Here is a 21,205-nt window from a genome sequence, read left to right as displayed (position 1 = left end):
ACTACTACAACCATGCCCGCATCAAACCGAAGCTCAATGGCCTGAGTCCTGTCGCATACAGGACTCAGGTTGCTGGCTAGAATTGTCCAACTTTTGGGGGGCAGTCCAGGTTCTCCGGTGTTCTCAACAACACCGCTGTGCCTGTGGGAACTGTGCCAGGGCTGGTATTTGCACGGCTGAAAAGTGTCAAGGAATGCCAACCGAAGGCGATTCGAGCTTGTCCGGCACCATAGAATCTCCCACAGGGTTGGCGGTGATCCTTGTGGGAGCGGGTTCACCCGCGAAGGGCTGCAAAGCAGCCCCAGTCGTTTCAAACCTTGTCCCACACCTCGAAGTGATACGCAGGCTTGCCTTCCTCAACCTGCGGCTCGCTCGACACTAGGCTCCAGCAGGCCCTGTCGAACTCAGGGAACCACGCATCCCCCTCCGGCGACAGCTCCACCCGGGTCAGGTACATGCGGCTGACCAACCCCTTCCCCAGCGCCTGTGCATAGAGCTGCGCCCCGCCGATCAGCATCAGCTCGTCGACGCCCTGTTCCCGCGCCCACTGCTCGGCGCGCAGCAACGCTTGCTCCAGCGAGGCGAACACCTCGGCGCCCTGCAATTGCAGGCCCGGCTGGCGGCTGACCACGATGTTCAGGCGCCCTGGCAACGGCCGGCCCAGCGAGTCCCAGGTCTTGCGACCCATGATGATGGGCTTGCCCAGGGTCGTGGCCTTGAAGTACTTGAAGTCCCCCGGCAGGTGCCAGGGCATGGTGTTGTCGATGCCGATCACACGGTTCTCGGCGAGCGCCGCGATCAGGCTGAGGGGGAGTGATGTATTCATGCTGGCGAGGATAGCACCCGGCGCCTGGGTTATGCTTTGCCCTGACTTGTGCAATGGAAGAGCTCGTGACTGCACCCACCCTATTCGACAAACGTTGGCTCACCGAAGCGGTGCGCCTGCGCGAGGAACAGGCCGGCCCCCTGGAGGATCAGCAAGCCAATCGCCGCGCCAGGCAACAAGGCGGTGACCTGGCGGCGCGCATCGAAACGCGCGCCCTCTGGCTGGCCGAACGCGACGGCATGGCCAAGGCCCTGCGCCATTGGAAACAGGGCGCGCGCCTGGCCTTGCTGGCCCTGATGGTACTGGCCGTTCTCAGTGGTGCCGGCCTGGGCCTGGCGGCCCTGGGTGACGGTCAGCGCCCGGTGAATGTGTTCTGGGCCCTGGGCAGCCTGCTCGGGCTGAACCTTCTGATGCTGATGGGCTGGGCCACAGGCCTGTTGCTGGCGGGCGAGCACGGCGCCGGCCTCGGTCGTCTGTGGCTCTGGCTCAGCGAACGCCTGGCCCGCGATGCCCAGGCCGCACACCTGGCCCCGGCCCTGCTGGTGATGCTGCAACGCCAACGGCTGAACCGCTGGCTGCTTGGCGTGCTGGTGCATGGCCTGTGGCTGCTGGCGATGCTCGCCGCACTGGGCATGCTCCTGGCGTTGCTGGCCACCCGTCGCTACGGCTTCGTCTGGGAAACCACCCTGCTCGCCGCCGAACCTTTCATCCACCTGACCCAAGCCCTGGGCGCACTGCCCTCGTTGCTGGGTTTCGCCGTGCCCGACGAAGCCCTGATCCGCGCCAGCGGCGACACCCTGCCCGCGCTGGACCTGGCACGCCAGGCCTGGGCCAGCTGGCTGCTCGGCGTGGTACTGATATACGGGTTGCTGCCGCGCCTGCTGCTGGCCTTGCTGTGCCTGTGGCGTTGGCGCCAGGGCCGCGAACGCCTGGACCTGGACCTGAACCTGCCCGGCTACAGCCACCTGCGCGAGGTGCTGATGCCCAGCAGCGAACGGCTCGGCGTGCAGGACGCGGCCCCCCAATCCCTGCCGCAGTTTCAGGCCGGCCAAATGGACGTCCAGGAGGGCGGCGCCCTGCTGGTGGGTCTGGAGCTGGATGACCAGCGCCCCTGGCCACCCCGCCTGCCCAAGCACGTCGCCAACGCAGGCGTGCTGGACAGCCGCGAGTCGCGCAACAAGCTGCTGGAGCAACTGAGCCGCTTCCCGCCGGCGCGTCTGGCCATCGCCTGCGATCCCCGTCGTTCGCCTGATCGCGGCAGCCTCGCCCTGCTCGCGGAGCTGGCCCGCAACGCAGGGGCGACGCGCATCTGGCTGCTCCAGGCTCTGCCGGGCGAGCCGCTGGATGCCGAGCGCCTGGGCGACTGGCATGACGCCTTGGACCGCCTCGGCCTGCCCCACGCCGACACCTCACCCCTGACCTGGTTGGAGCACGGCCATGACTGAGCCTTTGAAGCTGGCCGTGGTCGGTCACACCAATGTCGGCAAGACCTCCCTGCTGCGCACCTTGACCCGTGACGTCAGCTTCGGCGAAGTTTCCCACCGCCCCAGCACCACCCGCCACGTGGAGGGCGCGCGCCTGTCGGTGGACGGCGAGCCATTGCTGGAGCTGTACGACACGCCCGGCCTGGAAGATGCCATCGCCCTGCTCGACTACCTGGAGCGCCTTGAGCGCCCTGGCGAACGCCTGGACGGCCCGGCACGGCTGGAGCGGTTTCTCCAGGGCAGCGAGGCGCGCCAGCGCTTCGAACAGGAAGCCAAGGTCCTGCGCCAATTGCTGGCGAGCGATGCCGGGCTCTATGTGATCGATGCCCGCGAGCCGGTCCTGGCCAAGTACCGCGACGAATTGGAGGTGCTGGCCAGTTGCGGCAAGCCCTTGCTGCCTGTGCTCAACTTCGTCGCCAGCCAGCAGCATCGCGAGCCCCAGTGGCGCGAAGCCCTGGCCCGCCTGGGCCTGCACGCCCTGGTGCGTTTCGACAGCGTGGCACCGCCGGAGGATGGCGAGCGCCGCCTGTACGAGAGCCTGGCCTTGCTGCTCGAGGACGCCCGCCCCGCCCTGCAACGCCTGGTCGAGGACCAGCAGGCCCAGCGCACGGCACGTCGGCAAAGCGCCAAGCGCCTGATCGCCGAGCTGCTGCTCGACTGCGCCGCCTGCCGACGCAGCGTCGAAGCGGAGCCGACCGCCGAAGCCCAGGCCGTCGAAGCCCTGCGTCACGAGGTGCGCCAACGAGAGCAACGCTGTGTCGAAGCGCTGCTCAAGCTCTACGCCTTCCGCCGCGAGGACGCCCACGCGGGCGACCTGCCCTTGCTCGACGGGCGCTGGGGGGATGACTTGTTCAACCCAGAGACCCTGAAGCTGCTCGGCGTGCGCCTGGGCAGCGGCGTGGCGGCCGGTGCTGCCGCAGGTGCGGGTGTGGACCTGTTGGTGGGCGGCCTGACCCTGGGCGCCGCTGCTCTGGCCGGAGCCATTGCCGGCGGCGCGCTGCAAACGGCGCGCAACTATGGCTCGCGCTTGATGGGCAAGCTCAAGGGCCAGCGTGAGCTGACCGTGGACGACACGGTGCTGCGCCTGCTGGCGCTGCGCCAACAGCAGTTGATGACGGCGCTGGACAGCCGCGGGCATGCTGCGCAAGACAGCATCCGCCTGACTGAACTGGATGAAAAGACCTGGCGTGAAGGCAAACTGCCCGAGGCCTTGAAACGCGCGCGGGCGCATCCCCAGTGGTCGACGCTCAACCCTGGGGCGCGGGTCAACCAGGCCGAGCGGCAGGAGCAACTCGAAGCCCTGGTGAACGAGCTGTAGATCCCTTCGCGGGAAAATAGGAGCGGCGGTTCGGCGCTCCGATTTACCCGCGAAGGGGTCCGTCAGAGCAACGCCAAGGCCTTTTCCTTGAGCAGCGCCAGATCGATCACCGGCACCCCGACCTCCTTGGCCATCTCGTCCCACTCACGCATGCGCAGGCTGACCTTGAACAACGGGTCCCGCTCGAACGCATCGGCCTCGGCATCGTTCATCACCCCGCCTTGATACTCCAGGGTTCGCCGGCTCGCCTCGCTCAGCCGCTCGTAGTAGCCCGGCTGGCGCAAGGTCAGGTAGCGCTTGGCCTCGACGTGGTACTGCACCAGCCGCGCCATGCGCTCGCCGAAACCGCAGCGACGCAGGTACTCGGCCCCGATACGTTCGTGGCTGACCACCCCATAGCCGCCCATGTCGCCTTCGCCCTCGCCGCACAGATGGCCGATGTCGTGGAAAAACGCGGCCAGCACCACTTCATCATCGAAGCCCTCGGCCATGGCCAGTTCGGCGGCCTGGGACATGTGCTCGATCTGGGTGATCGCCTCGCCGATGTAGTCGTCGGCACCGTGGCGCTCGTAAAGGGCGAAGGTGGTGTGGATGATCTGTTGAGGGGTGGGCATTGGCGGCTCCAGAGATTCAGTGGACACGGGGCCGCCACGCGGCCCATCGCGGCACAAGGCCGCTCCTACAGAGGACGCGTAATCCCGGTAGGAGCGGCCTTGTGCCGCGAACGAGGACCGACGGCCCTCGCAATAGACTAGCCGCGATTACTGCTGTGCGACTTTCTCCGACTTGCCGTCATAGCGCTTGCGCCATTCGCTCAGGATCTCGTCACGGTTCTTCGAAGCCCAGGCGAAGTCGTTCTTGATCAGGCGCTGCTCGTAGTCAGCCGGCAGCTCGGTCTGCGGCTTGGCGATGCCAGGGGCGGCGAGCACGGCGAAGTTCTCCTTGTAGAGCTCCATGGCCGCCGGGCTTGCCGAGAAGTCGGCCAGGCGCTTGGCGGCATCGGCCTTAGGCGAGCCCTTGATGACGGCGGTGGCTTCGATTTCCCAGCCCAGGCCTTCCTTGGGCAGGACGATGTCCAGTGGCGCGCCCTGGCGCTTGAGCTGCACGGCCGGGTACTCGAAGGAGATGCCGATCGGGAACTCACCGGCCGCCGCCAGCTTGCACGGCTTGGAGCCGGAGTGGACGTACTGACCGATGTTCTGGTGCAACGCGTCCATGTAGGCCCAGCCCTGAGGCTCGCCGAACGTCTGCAGCCAGGCGCTGACATCCAGGAAGCCGGTGCCGGACGAAGCCGGGTTCGGCATGACGATCTTGCCCTTGTATTCAGGCTTGGTCAGGTCCTGCCAGCTCACCGGCTTGCTCAGGCCCTGTTTCTCAGCCTCGATGGTGTTGAAGCAGATGGTCGCGGCCCACACATCCATGCCGACCCAGGCCGGCGGGTTGGCGGCATCGCGGTAGTTGGCGGAGATCTTGCCCAGGTCCTTTGGCGCATAGGCTTCGAGCATGCCGTTCTGGTCGAGGATGGCCAGGCTGGAGGCGGCCAGCCCCCACACCGCGTCCGCCTGCGGGCGGTCTTTTTCGGCCAGCAGCTTGGCGGTGATGATGCCGGTGGAGTCACGTACCCACTTGATCTCGATGTCCGGGTTGGCCTTCTCGAAAGCCTGTTTGTAGCTCTTGAGCTGCTCGGCTTCCAGAGCGGTGTACACCGTCAGTTGAGTCGCGGCGGCCGAAGCCTGCAGGCTGAACACGGCGGATACGGCAGCGACCAGTACGAGGGGCTTGAACATGATGCGGTTCCTTACAGGGTTGGCAGTCGGTCAATGGCCGGGCGCACGTTGGCGCCAGGCCTGGGAGCGGCGCAGCAGGCCGCGGGAAGCACCGGCCAGCAGCAGCGAGGCGGTCGCGCTGGTCAGCAGGATCAGGGTCGACATGGCGGCAGCGCCGCCCACATTGCCGGCGTCGTCCATGTTCAGCACGGCGACGGCGGCGAGGATGGTGTCGGGGCTGTACAGGAAGATCGCCGCCGACACGGTGGTCATCGCCGAGACGAACAGATAGCGGATGATGTCCAGCAGCGCCGGCAGACAGATCGGCACGGTGACCCGCACGAAGTGCTTGTACAGCGGCGCCTTGAGCGACAGCGCGGCGGCTTCGAACTCACCGTCGAGTTGGCGCAGGGCGGTGGTGGCGGTCATTTGCGCGGTGGTCAGGTAATGGGCGATGGTGCACACCACTAGCAGCGCCATACCGCCGTAGAACACATGCAGCGGGTTGCCATTGAGGTTGAAGAAAAACACGTAGCCCAACCCCAGGACCAACCCCGGCACCGCCATGGGGATGAAGCTCAGCAGGCGCAGGGACTGGTTGAGCAGGCGTTGGCCCTGGGTCTTCTCCATCAGGTAGGCCCCGGTGAAAATCACGATGCTGCCGATCAGCGCCGTGGCCAGCGCCATGGTCACGCTGTTGCGGTAGGCCAGCCAGCCGCCACCGGCGGTGTCATCGAACATATAGTGCTTGAACGACAGCGACAGGTTGTACGGCCAGAACTTGACCAGCGAGGAGTACACCGCCATGCCGACGACCAGCAGCAGCACCGCGCAGATCAGCAGCACGATCGCCAGGAAGCACGCGTCGCGGCGGCGCCACGGCTGGGGCTGGAACACCTGGGCACGGCCGCTCATGACATCCCCCTGGCGTCGGCGCAGCCAGGCATCGACGGTAAAGCTCAGCAACGCCGGCACCAGCAGCACCATGCCGATCAACGCCCCCCGGCCGAACTGCTGCTGGCCGACCACCGCCTTGTAGGCTTCCAGCGCCAGTACTTGATAGTCGCCACCCACCACGACCGGCACGCCGAAATCGGTGATGGTCAGGGTGAAGACCAGGCAGAACGCGGCAAACACCGCCTGGCGCGTACCCGGCCAGGTGATGCTGCGAAACGCGCGCCAGGGCCCGGCGCCCATGCTCGAGGCGGCATCGAACAGGCGCGCATCCGCCAGCGACAAGGCCGACAAGAGGATCATCAGCGCATGGGGGAAGGTGTAGATCGCCTCGCCCAGCACGATGCCCCAAAATCCATAGACGTTGTCGGTCAGCAGCCCGCGCAGCAGGCCCTGATTACCGAACAGGTAGACCAGTGCGATCGCCGGCAGCATCGAGGGTGCCAGCAGCGGCAGCAGGGAGATGCCCCGCCACAGCCCCTTGGCGGGAATCAGCGTCCGTTGCAGGGCATAGGCAAACAGGTAGGCCAACGGCACGACGATGGCCGCGACACTGAAGGCCACCTTGAGGCTGTTGCCCAACAACCAGTGGAAGTTCGCACTGGCGAACAATTCACGGGCGGCGACCAGGCCACCACCCTGACCGGCTTCACCACTGAAGCCACGCCAGAAGATCGCCAGCAGCGGCATCAGCACGGCGAGGATGAGCAGGACCAGCAGCAGGCTTTTGCCGCCGACGACGAAAAGTCGATCGCCCAGGGCGACACCACTGCGTGGCGCGGCCTTGGCCTGGGGGATCGCGACGGACATGGGCGCGGCCATCTCAGGCAAAGACCTGCAGGCTGCGCGGCGGCAAGGCCACCCAGATGTCCTGGGAGCCCAGGCGCGGCATGGCCTCCGGTGCCAGCTCCGCCAGCAGCGAATGGCCCGGCAAGGCCTTGAGTTCGAAACTCATGCGGCAGCGGTTACCCAGGAAGGTGATCTCCTGGACCATGGCCGGAAACAGGTTCTCCTCATGCACCACCGGATTGACGGTGATCGCCTCCGGACGGCAGAACAGCCGGCCGCTGCTGCTGCGCACCGCCCCGGGCGCCAGACGCATGTTCATGCCACCCACCTGCGCATGGCTGTCGCCGCTGCGCTGGAACGGCAGCCAGTTGCCCTGGCCGACGAACTCGGCCACGAACGGGGTGGCGGGCTGGTCGTAGATTTCCTGCGGGGTGGCGTACTGCTCGACCTGGCCGTTGTTCATCACGGCGATGCGGTCGGCCATCAACATGGCTTCGTCCTGGTTGTGGGTCACCATCAAGGTGGTGATGCCCAACTGCCGCTGCAGTTGTCGCAGCTCGGTGCACAGGTGCTCACGAACCCGCGCGTCGAGGGCCGACATGGGCTCGTCGAGCAACAGCAGCGAAGGCGACGGCGCCAGCGCACGGGCCAGGGCCACACGCTGCTGCTGGCCGCCGGACAGCTGGCCGGGGTATTTCTTCTCGCTGCCGGAAAGCCCGACCAGTTCGAGCATTTCGGCCACGCGATGGCGGGCCTGCTCGCGGCTGCTGCCGGTCAGGCCATAGGCGATGTTGGCTTCGACGGTAAGGTTGGGGAACAGCGCATAGGACTGGAACAGGATGCCGTAGTCACGGGCCTGGGGCGGCAAGTGTGAGATGTCGCGCTCGCCGATGTACAGCTCGCCCCGGTCCTGACGTTCCAGGCCGGCGATGCAGCGCAGCAGGGTGGTCTTGCCGCAGCCCGACGGGCCGAGCAGGCAGACCAGCTCGCCGGCGGCGATGTCCAGGGAGACATCGTTGAGCGCCGTGAAGGCGCCGAAACGCTTGTGGATATTGCGCACTTTCATTTGTGCGCCCGGGGTGGGGATGGCGTTGTTCATGACAGGGCCTCATCGAACAGATGGGGCCATGCTAGGAACTCAATGCGAAGGTTATGTGGCTGGGAAACAAAAGTTGCCGATAGTGCCATTCACAGATTTTTGTAGTGAACTCAACGGCCCTTTCGCGGGTAAACCCGCTCCCACAGGGTTCAGCGCAACACCTGGGAACCCCACGCCCACAGGGTTCAGCGCAATCTCCGGGAGGTTATGTGGCTGGCGCGTATAGGGTTCAGCGCAATTCCTGTGGGAGCGGGTTTACCCGCGAAGAAGCCAACGCCGATCTAGAATTGCGACCCCGCCACCTCTTGCGCCACACCGAGGAAGGCCGCCGGCAACCTGGCCTGGCGCCGCTCCTTGAGGCAGTACAGGTACTCGTGCATCACCGGTGCGTTTTCCAGCGTCAGCACCCGCAGTTCAGGGTTATGCGGCACTTCATGGCGGGCAATGATGCTGATGCCGATGTTGCGCAGCACCGCCTCGCGGATCGATTCGCGGCTGCCGATCTCCAGCAGCGTCCCGCCGTTGACGCCGGCCTGCTCGAGCATGCGCTCGGTCAGCTTGCGCGTGGTCGAACCGGGTTCGCGCATCAACAGGCAATGCCCGGCCAGTGCATCGATGGACACGGCCTCGCGGTGGGCCAGCGGGTGGTTGCGGTGCACCGCCACCACCAGCGGGTCGCTACCCAGCACGCGGCGCACCAGGCGGCTGTCCTCCACCAGTTGCGACGAGGCGGCGATATCCACCCGGTAGTCCTCGAGCATCTCCAGCACCTGTTGGGAATTGCCGATTTCCACGGTCAGCTCCACCTGGGGCAGGCGCTCGCGGAAGATCTTCACCAGATCGAGGATGTAATAGGGCGCGGTGGCGGCAATGCGCAGACCGCCCTGGGCCTGCCCGCTGTTGCGCAGTTCGAACTCGATGTCGGCTTCCTGTTGCAGCAGCGCCTTGACCATCGGCAACAGCCGTGCGCCCTCCTCGCTCAGCACCAGGCGCCGCCCGCCTCGGTAGAACAGCTCCACCGCGTACTGGCTCTCCAGATTACGGATCTGCGTGGTCACCGTGGGCTGGCTGAGCCCGAGCTTCTTCGCGGCCAAGGTGATACTGCCCAGGCGGGCCACCATGTAGAAGGCTTTGAGCTCGGCGCTCAGCATCGGATTACCTCTATTTGCGCAGCAGGCGCAAGCCGTTGAACACCACCAGCAGGCTCACGCCCATGTCGGCGAACACCGCCATCCACATGGTCGCCATGCCGGCGAAGGTGATCGCCAGGAAAATCGCCTTGATGCCCAGCGCCAGAACGATGTTCTGCGTCAGGATCGCCGCACTTTGGCGCGACAGCCTGACGAAGGCCGGGATTTTGCGCAAGTCGTCATCCATCAGCGCCACGTCGGCGGTCTCGATGGCCGTGTCGGTGCCGGCCGCCGCCATGGCGAAGCCGATCTCGGCGCGGGCCAGGGCCGGCGCGTCGTTGATGCCATCGCCGACCATGCCGACACGATGACCTTGGCCATAGAGCGCCTCGATGCTGCCGAGCTTGTCCGCCGGCAGCAGGTTGCCCTCGGCGCGGTCGATACCCACCTGAGCGGCGATTGCCTGGGCGGTATGAGGATTGTCGCCGGTCAGCATGACAGTCTTGATACCCAGCGCATGCAACTCGGCGATGGCCTGGCGGCTGCTGTCCTTGACCGTGTCCGCCACGGCGAACAGCGCCAACGGCCCGGTGCCGTCGAGCAGCAACACCACGGTCTTGCCCTGGCGCTCGAGCTGGTCCAGTTCGGCTTCCAGTGCCGGCGAGCACAGGCCCAGCTCTTCGACCAGACGGTGATTGCCCAAGTGATACAGCGTGCCGTCGATCTCTCCCCGCACGCCGCGACCGGCCAGGGCGGTGAACTCGCTCACATCGCTCAACTCCATGGCCTGCGCCTGGGCATGCTGGGCGATGGCGCCCGACACCGGGTGGTCGGAGCGCGCCGCCAGGCTTGCCGCCAACGCCTGGGCCCGGTCTTCGAACAGGGGGTCGAGTACCTTGCTGTCGGTTTGCACCGGTTTGCCGTGGGTGATGGTGCCGGTCTTGTCCAGGGCCAGGAAGTCCAGCTTGCGCCCACCTTCGAGGTACACGCCGCCCTTGATCAGGATGCCCTTGCGCGCCGCCGCTGCCAGACCACTGACAATGGTCACCGGCGTCGAGATCACCAGGGCGCACGGGCAGGCCACCACCAACAGGACCAGCGCGCGGTAGATCCAATCGAACCAGGCGCCTGCCATGAACAACGGCGGGATGATCGCCACCGCCAGGGCCACCGCGAACACTGCCGGGGTGTAGATGCGCGAGAACTGATCGACGAAGCGCTGGGTCGGCGCCCGCGCACCCTGAGCCTCTTCGACGGCCTTGATGATGCGCGCCAAGGTCGACTGGCCAGCTGCTGCAGTGACGCGGTACTCCAGGGCGCCGGCCTGGTTGATGGTGCCGGCAAACAGTTTGTCGCCAACGGCCTTCTCGACTGGCAGACTTTCGCCGGTGATCGGCGCCTGATCGACGCTCGACTGCCCGCTGACCACCTCGCCATCCAGGCCGATGCGCTCACCGGGGCGCACACGCACCAAGGCGCCGATGGCCACGTCACGCACCTCGACCTCACGCCACTGGCCGTCGGCCTGCTGCACCGTGGCCAGGTCCGGGCTTAGTTGCATCAGCCCACCGATCGCATTGCGGGCGCGATCCAGCGAACGCGCCTCGATCAGTTCGGCGACGGTGAACAACACCATGACCATGGCCGCTTCCGGCCATTGGCCGATCAGCACGGCACCGGTCACAGCGATGCTCATCAGCGCATTGATGTTGAGGTTGCGGTTCTTCAGGGCGATCCAGCCCTTCTTGTAGGTGCCCAGGCCGCAACCGAGGATGGCCGCCAGCGCCAGCACCGCTACCACCCACTCCGGCGCCTTGCCGGAGAAGTGCACCAACTCCGCAGCGATCGCCGCCACACCGGACAGCGCCAGCGGCCACCAGCGGGTCTTGTGGGCCTGGGGGGCAGCCGGGGCGTCCTGGTCTTCACCGCTCAGGGGCTCGGCCTTCATCCCCAGGCTGTCGATGGCCTGCTCGATCTGGGTGGTGCCGTCCAGCGTGTGGCGCACGCCAAGCACGCGGTTGATCAAGTTGAATTCCAGCTGCTCGATGCCCGCCAGCTTGCCGAGCTTGTCCTGGATCAGGCTTTGCTCGGTCGGGCAGTCCATGGCCTCGATGCGGAAACGACTGAGCCGCGCCTGGTCACTGGCCTTCTCGGTCAGTTGCACCATGGCCGGCGCGGTGCTGGCGCCGCAGCAGCTGTGGGCACGGGTGTCATGGCCATGTCCGTGGTCGCCATGATCGTGATCATGGGCGTGATCATGCGGGTGTTCGGGGCTGACAGGCTGGTTCATGGAATCATCCTTAACGTGAGCGCTGACCTCTGCAGGTATTCACAGAGTGGGTTGTTGCCAAGTGAACACCCTGTAGCCACTATAGGGTCAAGCCCCTTTTCTGGAGATTGCCATGAAGATCGGAGAACTGGCCAAGGCCACCGAGTGCGCCGTGGAGACCATCCGCTACTACGAGCGCGAGCAACTGCTGCCGGCACCTGCCCGCACCGAAGGCAACTATCGGCAATACACCCAGGCCCATGTGGAACGCCTGACCTTCATCCGCAACTGCCGCACCCTGGACATGACCCTGGACGAGATCCGCAGCCTGCTGCGCCTGCGCGACAGCCCCGACGATTCGTGCGGCAGCGTCAATGCGCTGATCGACGAACATATCGAGCATGTGCAGGCGAGAATCGACGGGCTGATGGCGCTGCAGGCGCAGCTGGTGGAGTTGCGCCAACAGTGCAATGCCAAAGGATCGGAGTGCGCGATCCTTCAGCAGTTGGAGACGAACGGGGCGGTATCAGTACCCGAAACCGAGCATTCCCACGTGGGCCGCAGTCACGGGCATTGAGGGAGCTGCTGCAATTGCATTCGCGAGTTTCCCGACGCTCTCAAGAACCCCTGTAGAGCGGGTTTACCCGCGAATGGGCCAGCGCAAACAACACGAGACAGTGACTCCAACCCCCCCTCAAGAACACCGCTGTCCCTGTGGAAGCAGCCCAGCCATCTCGGGGTCAGACCGCCATCGGCGCGGTCATCGGCGCATGATGCTCGTACCCTTCCAGCCAGAAGTCGCTTGGCTCGATCTTCTCCAACCACTCGGGCTCGTACTTGCCGGTCTCGGCAAACGCCGGCACACGATCGCTGATCACCAGCTTCGGCGCTGCCAGTGGCTCGCGCTTCATCTGCTCATTCAGCATATCCAGGTGGTTTTCATACACATGGGCATCGCCGATGAAGTAGGTGAACCAGCGCGGGGTGTAGCCGGTCAGCCGGCCGAACAGCGACAGCAGCGCTGCACCTTCGGTGAGGTTGAACGGTGTGCCCAGGCCCAGGTCGTTGGAACGGATGTAGAGCGTCAGGGAAATTTCCTTGGTCTCGACATTGGGGTGGAACTGGTACAGCAGGTGGCACGGCGGCAAGGCCATCTCATCGAGCTGGGCGCAGTTCCAGCCGTGGAACAGGATGCGGCGGCTGCCCGGGTCGTTGGCGATGGTGTCCAGGCACTGGCGCACCTGGTCGATGGCCTTGTAGAGGATGACGAACGCCTGGCCGTCTTCTTCATCCTGGGCGATCTTGCGAAAGCCCTGCTTCTCGGCCATTTCGATGGCCGCCGGGTTGTCCAGCGGCACACGCTTGTAGCCCGGCCACTGGCGCCACTGCACGCCGTAGATCTCGCCCAGGTCGTCGTGGCCCTGGCGGAATGGGTTGGCCAGCCACTGGGCGTTCTCGTTGGCGTTCTGGTCCCAGACCTTGCAGCCCAGTTCACGGAACTGCCCGGCGTTTCTCACGCCGCGCAGAAAGCCCACCATCTCGCCGATCGCCGACTTGAACGCCAGCTTGCGTGTGGTGATGGCCGGAAAGCCCTTCTGCAGGTCGAAACGCAGCATGGCGCCCGGCAGGCTGATGGTGCGGATGCCGGTACGGTTTTCCTGCAACGTACCGTTCTCGATGACGTCGCGGACCAGGTCTAGATACTGTTTCATGGCTTACCTGTAGCAAGAACGGCAGGGGGATCGCCCCTGCCGTGAGAGTCAAACGGTGGCCTTGGCCGTGGGTTTGCGGTTGTAGGCCCACCAGATCAGGAAGATGCCGCCGGCGATCATCGGCACGCAGAGCAACTGACCCATGGTCAACCAGCCGAAGGCGATGTAGCCCAGCTGGGCATCGGGTACCCGCACGAACTCCACGATGAAGCGGAAAATGCCGTAGAACAGCGCGAACATGCCGGAAACGGCCATGGTCGGACGCGGTTTACGCGAGTACAGCCAAAGGATGACGAATAATGCCACACCTTCGAGGGCGAACTGGTACAGCTGCGACGGGTGACGCGGCAACTGGGCCGGGTCGCTGAACGGCGGGAAGACCATTGCCCACGGCAGGTCGGTGGCCTTGCCCCACAGCTCGGCGTTGATGAAGTTGCCAATGCGCCCGGCGCCCAGGCCGATCGGCACCAGCGGTGCGACGAAGTCCATCAGCTCGAAGAACGACTTGTTGTTGCGCTTGCCGAACCACAGCGCCGCCAGCATCACGCCGATGAAGCCGCCGTGGAACGACATGCCGCCCTTCCAGACTTCGAAGATCAACGTCGGATTGGCCAGGTACTGGTGCAGGTCATAGAACAGCACGTAGCCCAGGCGCCCGCCGACGATCACCCCCATGGACAGCCAGAACACCAGGTCCGAGAGTTTCTCGCGGGTCCAGGTGGGGTCGAAGCGGTTCAACCGGCGTGACGCCAGCAGCCAGGCGCCGCCGATGCCGATCAGGTACATCAGGCCGTACCAGTGGATTTTCAGCGGCCCGATGGCCACGGCCACGGGGTCGATCTGCGGGTAAGGCAGCATTGTCATTCCTCTCGGGTTAAATCAAAAAGCTCAGACCGACGCAGAACAGCAGCGCGGCGAACAGACGCTTGAGCAAACGCGGCGACAGCCTGTGCGCCAGGCGTGCACCGAATCGGGCGAAGAACATGCTGGTCACGGCGATGCCCACCAGCGCGGGGAGATAGACGTAACCGACGCTGTGGGCCGGCAGGTGCTGCTCGTTCCAGCCCAGCCACATGAAGCTCAGGGCACTGGCCACGGCAATCGGCAGACCACAGGCCGACGAAGTCGCTACCGCCTGCTGCATCGGCAGGCTGCGCCAGGTCAAGAACGGCACGGTCAAAGAACCGCCACCGATGCCGAAGATCGCCGAGGCCCAGCCGATCACACTGCCCGCGGCGGTCAAGCCGGGCTTGCCAGGGATGCCGCGGCTGGCCTTGGGCTTGAGGTCCAGGGCCATCTGCGCGGCGATCACCAGGGCAAACACGCCGATGATCTTCTGCAGCATCGGGCCTTGGATCAGTGAGGCAGTCTTGGCCCCGATCAGCGCGCCGAGCAGGATGCCCACGGTCATCCAGGCGAAGATCGGCCATTGCACCGCGCCCTTGCGCTGGTGCTCCAGCACCGCGTTGATCGAGGTGAAGACGATGGTCGCCAGCGACGTGCCGACCGCCAGGTGGGTCAGCACCGACGGGTCGAAGCCCTGCAGGGTGAAGCTGAACACCAGCACCGGCACGATGATGATGCCACCGCCCACGCCGAACAGCCCGGCCAACACACCCGCGCAGGCACCCAACAGCAGATAGAGTACGAATTCCATTCGTCGCCCCCATGGAAACAATCCGCCATGGTAGCGGAAGCCAGGCCCGCGGCTCTAGTGAACTCTCTGTAAGGTGATGGATAGACGCAGGTCGAGTGGGTAGAGTGGCCAAAACAACCGAGGCCCTGTTATGTGCCTGATCGTTTTCGCCTGGCGGCCGGGGCACACCCTGCCGTTGATCGTCGCGGCCAACCGTGACGAGTTCTACGCCCGCCCGACCCAGGCCCTGGCCGCCTGGGAGGACGCCCCGGGCGTGCATGCCGGCCGCGACCTGGAGGCTGGCGGTACCTGGCTGGGCATCGGCCCTCAGGGCCGCTTTGCGGCGCTGACCAACATTCGTGATCCGCAGCAGCCACTTGGGCCACGTTCGCGCGGCGAGCTGGTGGCGGCGTACCTGCGCGGGAACCTGGGCGTGGAGGCCTACCTGGACCAGGTCGCCAGTCGCAGCAGCCAGTACTCGGGCTTCAATCTACTGGTAGGCGATGCCGGGCAGTTGGGTTACCTGCATGCACGCCAGGCCTCACCGCGCCTGCTGGAGCCTGGGGTGTACGGGCTGTCCAATGCCGGCCTGGATACGCCATGGCCCAAGCTGGTCAAGGCGCGCACCGGGCTGCAGGGCATGCTCGAGGCGCCAGACCCTCGGCGCTTGCTGGGGTTGCTGGCCGATGGCGAGCCGGCGCTCGAAAGCGATCTGCCCGAAACAGGCGTTGGATTGGCGACCGAGAAGCTGCTGTCGAGCGTATTTATTGCCAGCCAGAACTATGGAACACGGGCGAGTACGGTATTGATGGTCGATGACCAAGGGCGGCGGCGCATCATCGAGCGCAGCTTCGGGCCCTTTGGCGGGCACTTGGGAGAGGTTGAACAGCTGGTCTGACAAATGTATTGGCTTCTTCGCGGGTAAACCCGCTCCCACAAGTTGGACTGCCCCCAAGAAGTTGGACACCAATCCAACCCCCTGGGGGCAGTCCAAGTCCGCCGAGGTTCTTGTGGGAGCGGGTTTACCCGCGAAGAGGTCGATGCGATTTCAGAGGGTCTTGTTCGCCCCAGGCCCGATCATCCGCGCCAGCCCCAGGTTCTTCAGGGCCAACTGCAGCGAGCTGTGGATAACCTGCGGGTTGTCATGGCTCATGGCATCGACCAGCAACTCCTTGGCCTTGCTCATGTTGATCTGGCGAAGCATCCACTTCACCTTGGGCAGGTTGGTAGCGTTCATCGACAGGCTGTCGAAGCCCATGGCCATCAACAGCACGGCGGCAGCCGGGTCGCCGGCCATCTCACCGCAGATGCTCACCGGCTTGCCTTCCTCGTGAGCGACGCTGACCACGGTCTGCAAGGCCTGCAGCACCGCCGGGTGCAGGTAGTCGTAGAGGTCGGCGACGCGCGGGTTGTTGCGATCGACCGCCAATAGATACTGGGTCAGGTCGTTGGAGCCGACCGACAGGAAGTCCACCTGCCGGGCAAGCTCGCGGGTCTGGTACACCGCGGCGGGGATCTCGACCATCACGCCGACCGGCGGCATCGGCACGTCGGTGCCTTCGTCCCGTACCTCGCCCCAGGCGCGGTGGATCAGGTGCAACGCCTCTTCCAGCTCATGGATGCCGGAGATCATCGGCAGCAGGATACGCAGGTTGTTCAGGCCTTCGCTCGCCTTGAGCATGGCGCGGGTCTGCACCAGGAAGATTTCCGGGTGGTCGAGGGTCACGCGGATACCACGCCAGCCAAGGAAGGGGTTTTCTTCCTTGATCGGGAAATACGAAAGCGCCTTGTCGCCGCCGATATCGAGGCTGCGCATGGTCACCGGCAGCGGATGGAACGCCTGCAACTGCTCGCGGTAGATCGTCAGCTGTTCCTTTTCGCTGGGGAAACGCTGGTTGATCATGAAGGGCACTTCGGTGCGGTACAGGCCCACCCCTTCGGCGCCGCGCTGCTGGGCACGGGCGACGTCGGCCAGCAGCCCCGTGTTGACCCACAACGGCATGCGATGGCCATCCGGTGTCACGCACGGCAGCTCGCGCAGGGCATCCAGCCCCTGGGCCAGTTGGCGCTCCTCCTCGACCACGTCGCTGTACTGCTTGCGCAGCACCTCGCCCGGGTTGGTGAACACCTCGCCCTTGTAGCCATCGACGATCAGTTCGATGCCGTCGACCTTCGAGTACGGCAGGTCGACCAGGCCCATGACCGTCGGGATGCCCATGGCCCGGGCCAGGATCGCCACGTGGGAGTTGCCCGAGCCGAGCACCGACACCAGGCCGACCAGCTTGCCCTCGGGGACTTCGCCGAGCATCGCCGGGGTCAGCTCCTCGCTGACCAGGATGGTGTTGTCCGGGTAGACCAGCGTCTGCGAACGCGCCTCCTGGAGATAGGCCAGCAGACGTCGCCCCAGATCCTTGACGTCCGAGGCCCGCTCACGCAGGTAGTCGTCGTCCATCAGCTCGAAGCGGCTGACATGCTCGCCCACCACTTGGCGCAAGGCGCCTTGGGCCCATTGGCCGGTCTTGATGACTTCCGCCACCTCGCCGCCCAGGGCCGCGTCCTCGAGCATCATCAGGTAGACGTCGAACAGCGCGCGCTCTTCCGGGCGCAGTTGGGTGGCAAGCTTGGCCGACAGCTTGCGCATGTCGGCGCGCACGCCCTCCAGGGCGTTGTTGAATAACTTGAGTTCGGTGTCGATGTCTTCGACGGTCTTGTCCGGGACCACTTCCAGGTCGGCCGGCGGCAGCATCACCACGGCCTTGCCGACGGCAGCGCCCGGCGAACCCGGCACACCGACGAAGCGCGCCTCCTGGATGCCCTTGCCCTGGCGGCCCAAGCCACGGATGGAGCCCGTGGCCTCGGCATGGGCGATAACGCCCGCGAGCTGGGCGCTCATGGTGACCAGGAAGGCTTCTTCACCTTCGTCGAACTGACGGCGCTCCTTCTGCTGGATGACCAACACCCCGACCACGCGGCGGTGGTGGATGATCGGCGCACCGAGGAAAGAGGCGAAGCGCTCCTCGCCGGTCTCGGCGAAGTAGCGATAACGGGGGTGGGCGGCGGCGTCTTCGAGGTTCAGCGGCTCTTCCCGGGTACCGACAAGGCCGACCAGGCCTTCGTTGGGGGCCATGCTGACCTTGCCGATGGAGCGCTTGTTCAAACCCTCGGTGGCCATGAGCACGAAGCGGTTGGTATCCGGGTCGAGCAGGTAGACCGAGCAGACCTGGCTGCCCATGGCTTCCTTGACGCGCAAGACAATGATCCCCAACGCCGTCTTGAGATCTTTGGCGGAGTTCACTTCCTGGACGATCTTGCGCAGCGTATTGAGCATGGCTCGGGGTCGGACTCCGTCGTCAGTCGCGCGTCAACAGGCGCGGGGCTAGCTCTTTCAAGGCGCGGCGATAGACCTCGCGCTTGAATGTCACCACCTGGCCCAAGGGATACCAGTAGCTGACCCAACGCCAGCCGTCGAATTCGGGCTTGCCGGTCAGATCCATACGCACCCGCTGCTCATTGCTCACAAGGCGCAGCAGGAACCACTTCTGTTTCTGGCCAATGCACAGGGGCTGGCTGTGGGTGCGCACCAGGCGCTGGGGTAAACGATAACGCAACCAGCCACGGGTGCAGGCAAGAATTTCCACATCCTGGCGTTCCAGGCCTACTTCTTCGTTCAGCTCGCGGTACAGGGCATCTTCCGGCGTCTCGTCAGGGTTGATGCCACCCTGGGGGAACTGCCAGGCATCCTGGTTGATCCGCCGAGCCCATAGCACCTGCCCGGCATCATTCGTGAGAATGATCCCGACATTGGGGCGAAAACCATCCGGGTCGATCACGGCAGCAACCTCGCAAACGCATGTCAACGCATTGTTCCACAAAGCTCACAAGCGCAGCAACGCGCCCGCCAAGCTTATGTGCGGCGAGGTGAAAACTCTGTGTTCTGCGAGGTCTTGCCAGAGCCCGGCTCATGAACACTGCCTAGGGCCTGGTAACGATATACAGGGGTTTCGTGAAGGGTTGGTGACGGGGCATCGGGGGCTGCTGCACAGCCCATCGCAGGCCTCCACAGCTGGCGAGGCCTGCAATGGGCCGTGAAACGCCCCCTGAGGGTCAGATCGGCTTGGCGCCCATCAGCCCGGCGATGGAGAGGAAGCAAACACCGCTGATCAACGCCAACGCCAGGGTAAAGCGCAGCCCCGTGGGCTCGGCCTTGCGCAGCCGGTTCAGGCGTACCAGCAACCACCAGGCACTGAACGCGCCCACGGTGTAGATGACGCTGGAGGCCAGCACCCAGGTCTGCCCCAGGGGCCAACCGATCAGGTGCACCAACCACCAACCGGTGAACGGCATGCTCACCAGGCACACCCCCATCAACAACCAGACGAACACCAAAGGCCGACGCAGCAACTTGCCGTAAGCCTCGGCATCGCCACGACGGCGGGCAACGATGGTCCAGATCGCCAGGCCCAGCGCGCCCAGCAACAACAACACGGTGGCGCCGATGTGCAGGGCCTTGAGGATGGTCAGGTATTCCATGTCTTCACGTCCTTGAGCGATAGGCCAAGCGTAGTCGCTTAGCCCAGGAACAGCTTGTATGCCGGATTGTCGGTCTCGTCCCAATACGGGTAGCCGATCTTGGCCAGCGCCGCCGGCACCAGGTGGCGCTCATCGTCGGGTACCTGCAGGCCTGCGACCACTCGGCCATCGGCTGCGCCATGGTTGCGGTAGTGGAACATGGAGATGTTCCAGCGACCACCCAGCTTGTTGAGGAAATTGAACAGCGCCCCCGGACGTTCGGGGAACTCGAAGCGCAGTACCATTTCGTCACTGGCGCCCGCCGAGTGGCCACCGACCATGTGGCGGATATGCAGCTTGGCCAGTTCGTTGTCGGTCAGGTCGGTGACCGGGAAGCCTTGCTCAGTCAACTGCTGCACCAGCACCGCCCGCGGGTCGGTTTCGGGGTGGGTCTGCACGCCCACGAAGATGTGCGCTTCCTTGTCGGCGTGGTAACGGTAGTTGAACTCAGTGATCTGGCGCTTGCCGATGGCCTCGCAGAACGCCTTGAAGCTGCCCGGACGCTCCGGAATGGTCACGGCGATGATCGCCTCGCGCTTCTCGCCCAGCTCGGCGCGCTCGGCCACGTGGCGCAAGCGGTCGAAGTTGACGTTGGCGCCCGAGTCGATAGCCACCAGGGTCTGGCCGGTCACGCCATACAGCTCGACGTACTTCTTGATGCCCGCCACACCCAATGCACCGGCAGGCTCGGTGATCGAGCGGGTATCGTCGTAGATATCCTTGATTGCCGCGCAGATCTCGTCGGTGCTGACCGTCACCACCTCGTCCACATGATGGCGGCAGATATCGAACGTGTGCTGACCGATCTGCGCCACCGCCACGCCGTCGGCGAACAGGCCTACCTGCGGCAACACCACGCGCTCGCCCGCGGCCATGGCGGCCTGCAGGCAGTTGGAGTCGTCCGGCTCGACACCGATCACCTTGATCTCGGGACGCAGGTACTTCACGTAGGCCGCGATGCCGGCGATCAGGCCACCGCCGCCGACGGGCACGAAGATCGCGTCCAGGCGCCCCGGGTGCTGGCGCAGGATCTCCATGGCCACGGTGCCTTGACCGGCAATGGTGTGGGGGTCGTCATAGGGGTGGATGTAGACGAAGCCCTTCTCGTCGACCAGCTTGAGCGAATAGGCCAGCGCCTCGGGGAAGGAGTCGCCATGCAGTACCACCTTGCCGCCGCGCGAGCGCACGCCTTCGACCTTGATCTCCGGGGTGGTCTTGGGCATCACGATGGTTGCCTTGATGCCCAGCTCGCGCGCCGCCAGGGCCACACCCTGGGCATGGTTGCCGGCCGAAGCGGTGACCACGCCACGGGCCAGCTCTTGCGGGCTCAATTGCGCCAGCTTGTTGTACGCCCCGCGGATCTTGAAGGAGAACACCGGCTGCAGGTCCTCACGCTTGAGCAGGACCTGGTTGCCCAGCCGCTTGCTCAACTGGCCAGCGCTCTGCAGCGGGGTTTCGACCGCGACGTCGTAGACGCGCGAGGTGAGGATCTTCTTGACGTACTGTTCGAGCATCGGGAAAGCATCACTGGCCGCGGGACAAGGCCTGGGAGTCTACCGCAGCGCTACGTCGGGCGACCACAGCGAAACCGAGGTTTTGCCGGCGCTTGCGTCTATAATACCTGGCTTTGAAATCCCGCCCCTCTCGGAGCCC

The 21,205-nt window shown here is 65.2% G+C and carries 19 protein-coding genes; 5 read left to right on the top strand and 14 right to left on the bottom strand.

What is annotated here, in order from left to right:
* Window positions 1-80: IS3 family transposase (locus ACNFCH_RS14150; protein ID WP_416743009.1), on the top strand; the 80-nt coding region annotated here is incomplete at its 5' end.
* Between the two features lie 230 nt (window positions 81-310).
* On the opposite strand, the gene ACNFCH_RS14145 is transcribed toward ACNFCH_RS14150, so the two are convergent.
* Entirely contained in the window at window positions 311-826 is a 516-nt protein-coding gene (locus ACNFCH_RS14145; protein WP_416743006.1) for a dihydrofolate reductase, read from the bottom strand.
* Between the two features lie 53 nt (window positions 827-879).
* Here ACNFCH_RS14145 and ACNFCH_RS14140 point away from each other — a divergent pair, with 53 nt between their 5' ends.
* Both ACNFCH_RS14140 and ACNFCH_RS14135 read left to right on the top strand, forming a co-directional pair.
* Complete coding sequence (locus tag ACNFCH_RS14140) at window positions 880-2,271, top strand: DUF2868 domain-containing protein (RefSeq protein ID WP_416743005.1); 1,392 nt, start codon at window positions 880-882, stop codon at window positions 2,269-2,271.
* Window positions 2,264-3,628: a GTPase/DUF3482 domain-containing protein gene (locus tag ACNFCH_RS14135; protein WP_416743004.1), complete on the top strand. Its 1,365-nt coding sequence runs from the start codon at window positions 2,264-2,266 to the stop codon at window positions 3,626-3,628. The genes ACNFCH_RS14140 and ACNFCH_RS14135 overlap by 8 nt, the downstream gene beginning before the upstream one ends.
* Before the next feature lie 62 nt (window positions 3,629-3,690).
* Here the strand turns inward: ACNFCH_RS14135 and ACNFCH_RS14130 are convergent, their stop codons facing one another.
* The 6 genes from ACNFCH_RS14130 to ACNFCH_RS14105 all read right to left on the bottom strand — a co-directional run bounded on the left by ACNFCH_RS14130 (window position 3,691) and on the right by ACNFCH_RS14105 (window position 11,656).
* The gene (locus ACNFCH_RS14130) at window positions 3,691-4,242 is read right to left on the bottom strand and encodes a phosphonate degradation HD-domain oxygenase (RefSeq protein ID WP_416743003.1); all 552 of its coding nucleotides are present in this window, start codon (window positions 4,240-4,242) and stop codon (window positions 3,691-3,693) included.
* Window positions 4,243-4,389: 147 nt separating this feature from the next.
* Complete coding sequence (locus ACNFCH_RS14125; RefSeq protein WP_337156900.1) at window positions 4,390-5,415, bottom strand: putative 2-aminoethylphosphonate ABC transporter substrate-binding protein; 1,026 nt, start codon at window positions 5,413-5,415, stop codon at window positions 4,390-4,392.
* Between the two features lie 30 nt (window positions 5,416-5,445).
* Complete coding sequence (locus ACNFCH_RS14120; protein ID WP_337156901.1) at window positions 5,446-7,170, bottom strand: putative 2-aminoethylphosphonate ABC transporter permease subunit; 1,725 nt, start codon at window positions 7,168-7,170, stop codon at window positions 5,446-5,448.
* 1 nt (window position 7,171) lies between these two features.
* Window positions 7,172-8,236: a putative 2-aminoethylphosphonate ABC transporter ATP-binding protein gene (locus ACNFCH_RS14115; RefSeq protein ID WP_337156902.1), complete on the bottom strand. Its 1,065-nt coding sequence runs from the start codon at window positions 8,234-8,236 to the stop codon at window positions 7,172-7,174.
* Window positions 8,237-8,517: 281 nt separating this feature from the next.
* On the bottom strand, window positions 8,518-9,387 hold the full coding sequence (locus tag ACNFCH_RS14110) for a LysR family transcriptional regulator (protein WP_416743002.1): 870 nt from the start codon (window positions 9,385-9,387) through the stop codon (window positions 8,518-8,520).
* A gap of 10 nt (window positions 9,388-9,397) precedes the next feature.
* Complete coding sequence (locus ACNFCH_RS14105; protein WP_416743001.1) at window positions 9,398-11,656, bottom strand: heavy metal translocating P-type ATPase; 2,259 nt, start codon at window positions 11,654-11,656, stop codon at window positions 9,398-9,400.
* 112 nt (window positions 11,657-11,768) lie between these two features.
* Between ACNFCH_RS14105 and cadR the strand changes: the two genes are divergently transcribed.
* Window positions 11,769-12,212: a cadmium resistance transcriptional regulator CadR gene (gene cadR / locus ACNFCH_RS14100; RefSeq protein ID WP_043208688.1), complete on the top strand. Its 444-nt coding sequence runs from the start codon at window positions 11,769-11,771 to the stop codon at window positions 12,210-12,212.
* A 163-nt stretch (window positions 12,213-12,375) separates the two neighbouring features.
* Here the strand turns inward: cadR and ACNFCH_RS14095 are convergent, their stop codons facing one another.
* Genes ACNFCH_RS14095 through ACNFCH_RS14085 form a run of 3 tightly spaced genes read right to left on the bottom strand, consistent with a single transcriptional unit; the run spans window position 12,376 to window position 15,004 of the window.
* Entirely contained in the window at window positions 12,376-13,347 is a 972-nt protein-coding gene (locus tag ACNFCH_RS14095) for a thymidylate synthase (RefSeq protein ID WP_337156906.1), read from the bottom strand.
* A gap of 48 nt (window positions 13,348-13,395) precedes the next feature.
* Entirely contained in the window at window positions 13,396-14,205 is an 810-nt protein-coding gene (gene lgt / locus ACNFCH_RS14090) for a prolipoprotein diacylglyceryl transferase (protein ID WP_043208691.1), read from the bottom strand.
* A 16-nt stretch (window positions 14,206-14,221) separates the two neighbouring features.
* Window positions 14,222-15,004, bottom strand: coding sequence for a sulfite exporter TauE/SafE family protein (locus tag ACNFCH_RS14085; RefSeq protein ID WP_416743000.1), 783 nt, complete (start codon window positions 15,002-15,004; stop codon window positions 14,222-14,224).
* A 130-nt stretch (window positions 15,005-15,134) separates the two neighbouring features.
* On the opposite strand from ACNFCH_RS14085, the gene ACNFCH_RS14080 reads away from it, so the two are divergent.
* Entirely contained in the window at window positions 15,135-15,881 is a 747-nt protein-coding gene (locus ACNFCH_RS14080) for an NRDE family protein (protein WP_416742999.1), read from the top strand.
* A 150-nt stretch (window positions 15,882-16,031) separates the two neighbouring features.
* Here the strand turns inward: ACNFCH_RS14080 and ptsP are convergent, their stop codons facing one another.
* From ptsP to ilvA, 4 genes are all read right to left on the bottom strand, one after another.
* Window positions 16,032-18,311: a phosphoenolpyruvate--protein phosphotransferase gene (gene ptsP, locus ACNFCH_RS14075; protein ID WP_196162364.1), complete on the bottom strand. Its 2,280-nt coding sequence runs from the start codon at window positions 18,309-18,311 to the stop codon at window positions 16,032-16,034.
* Between the two features lie 22 nt (window positions 18,312-18,333).
* Window positions 18,334-18,813, bottom strand: coding sequence for an RNA pyrophosphohydrolase (locus tag ACNFCH_RS14070; RefSeq protein ID WP_028688498.1), 480 nt, complete (start codon window positions 18,811-18,813; stop codon window positions 18,334-18,336).
* Between the two features lie 274 nt (window positions 18,814-19,087).
* Entirely contained in the window at window positions 19,088-19,513 is a 426-nt protein-coding gene (locus tag ACNFCH_RS14065; protein WP_337156910.1) for a DUF2269 family protein, read from the bottom strand.
* Between the two features lie 38 nt (window positions 19,514-19,551).
* Window positions 19,552-21,066 carry a threonine ammonia-lyase, biosynthetic gene (gene ilvA, locus ACNFCH_RS14060; protein WP_337156911.1) on the bottom strand — a complete coding sequence of 505 codons (1,515 nt, stop codon included), beginning with the start codon at window positions 21,064-21,066 and terminating at the stop codon, window positions 19,552-19,554.
* Between the last annotated feature and the right edge of the window lie 139 nt (window positions 21,067-21,205).

It is taken from the genome of Pseudomonas sp. NY15354 (assembly GCF_048068075.1).
Lineage (GTDB): Bacteria > Pseudomonadota > Gammaproteobacteria > Pseudomonadales > Pseudomonadaceae > Aquipseudomonas > Aquipseudomonas guariconensis_C.
The sequence above is the reverse complement of the archived record's forward strand: the minus strand, read 5'-3'. Positions and strand labels throughout refer to the sequence as shown.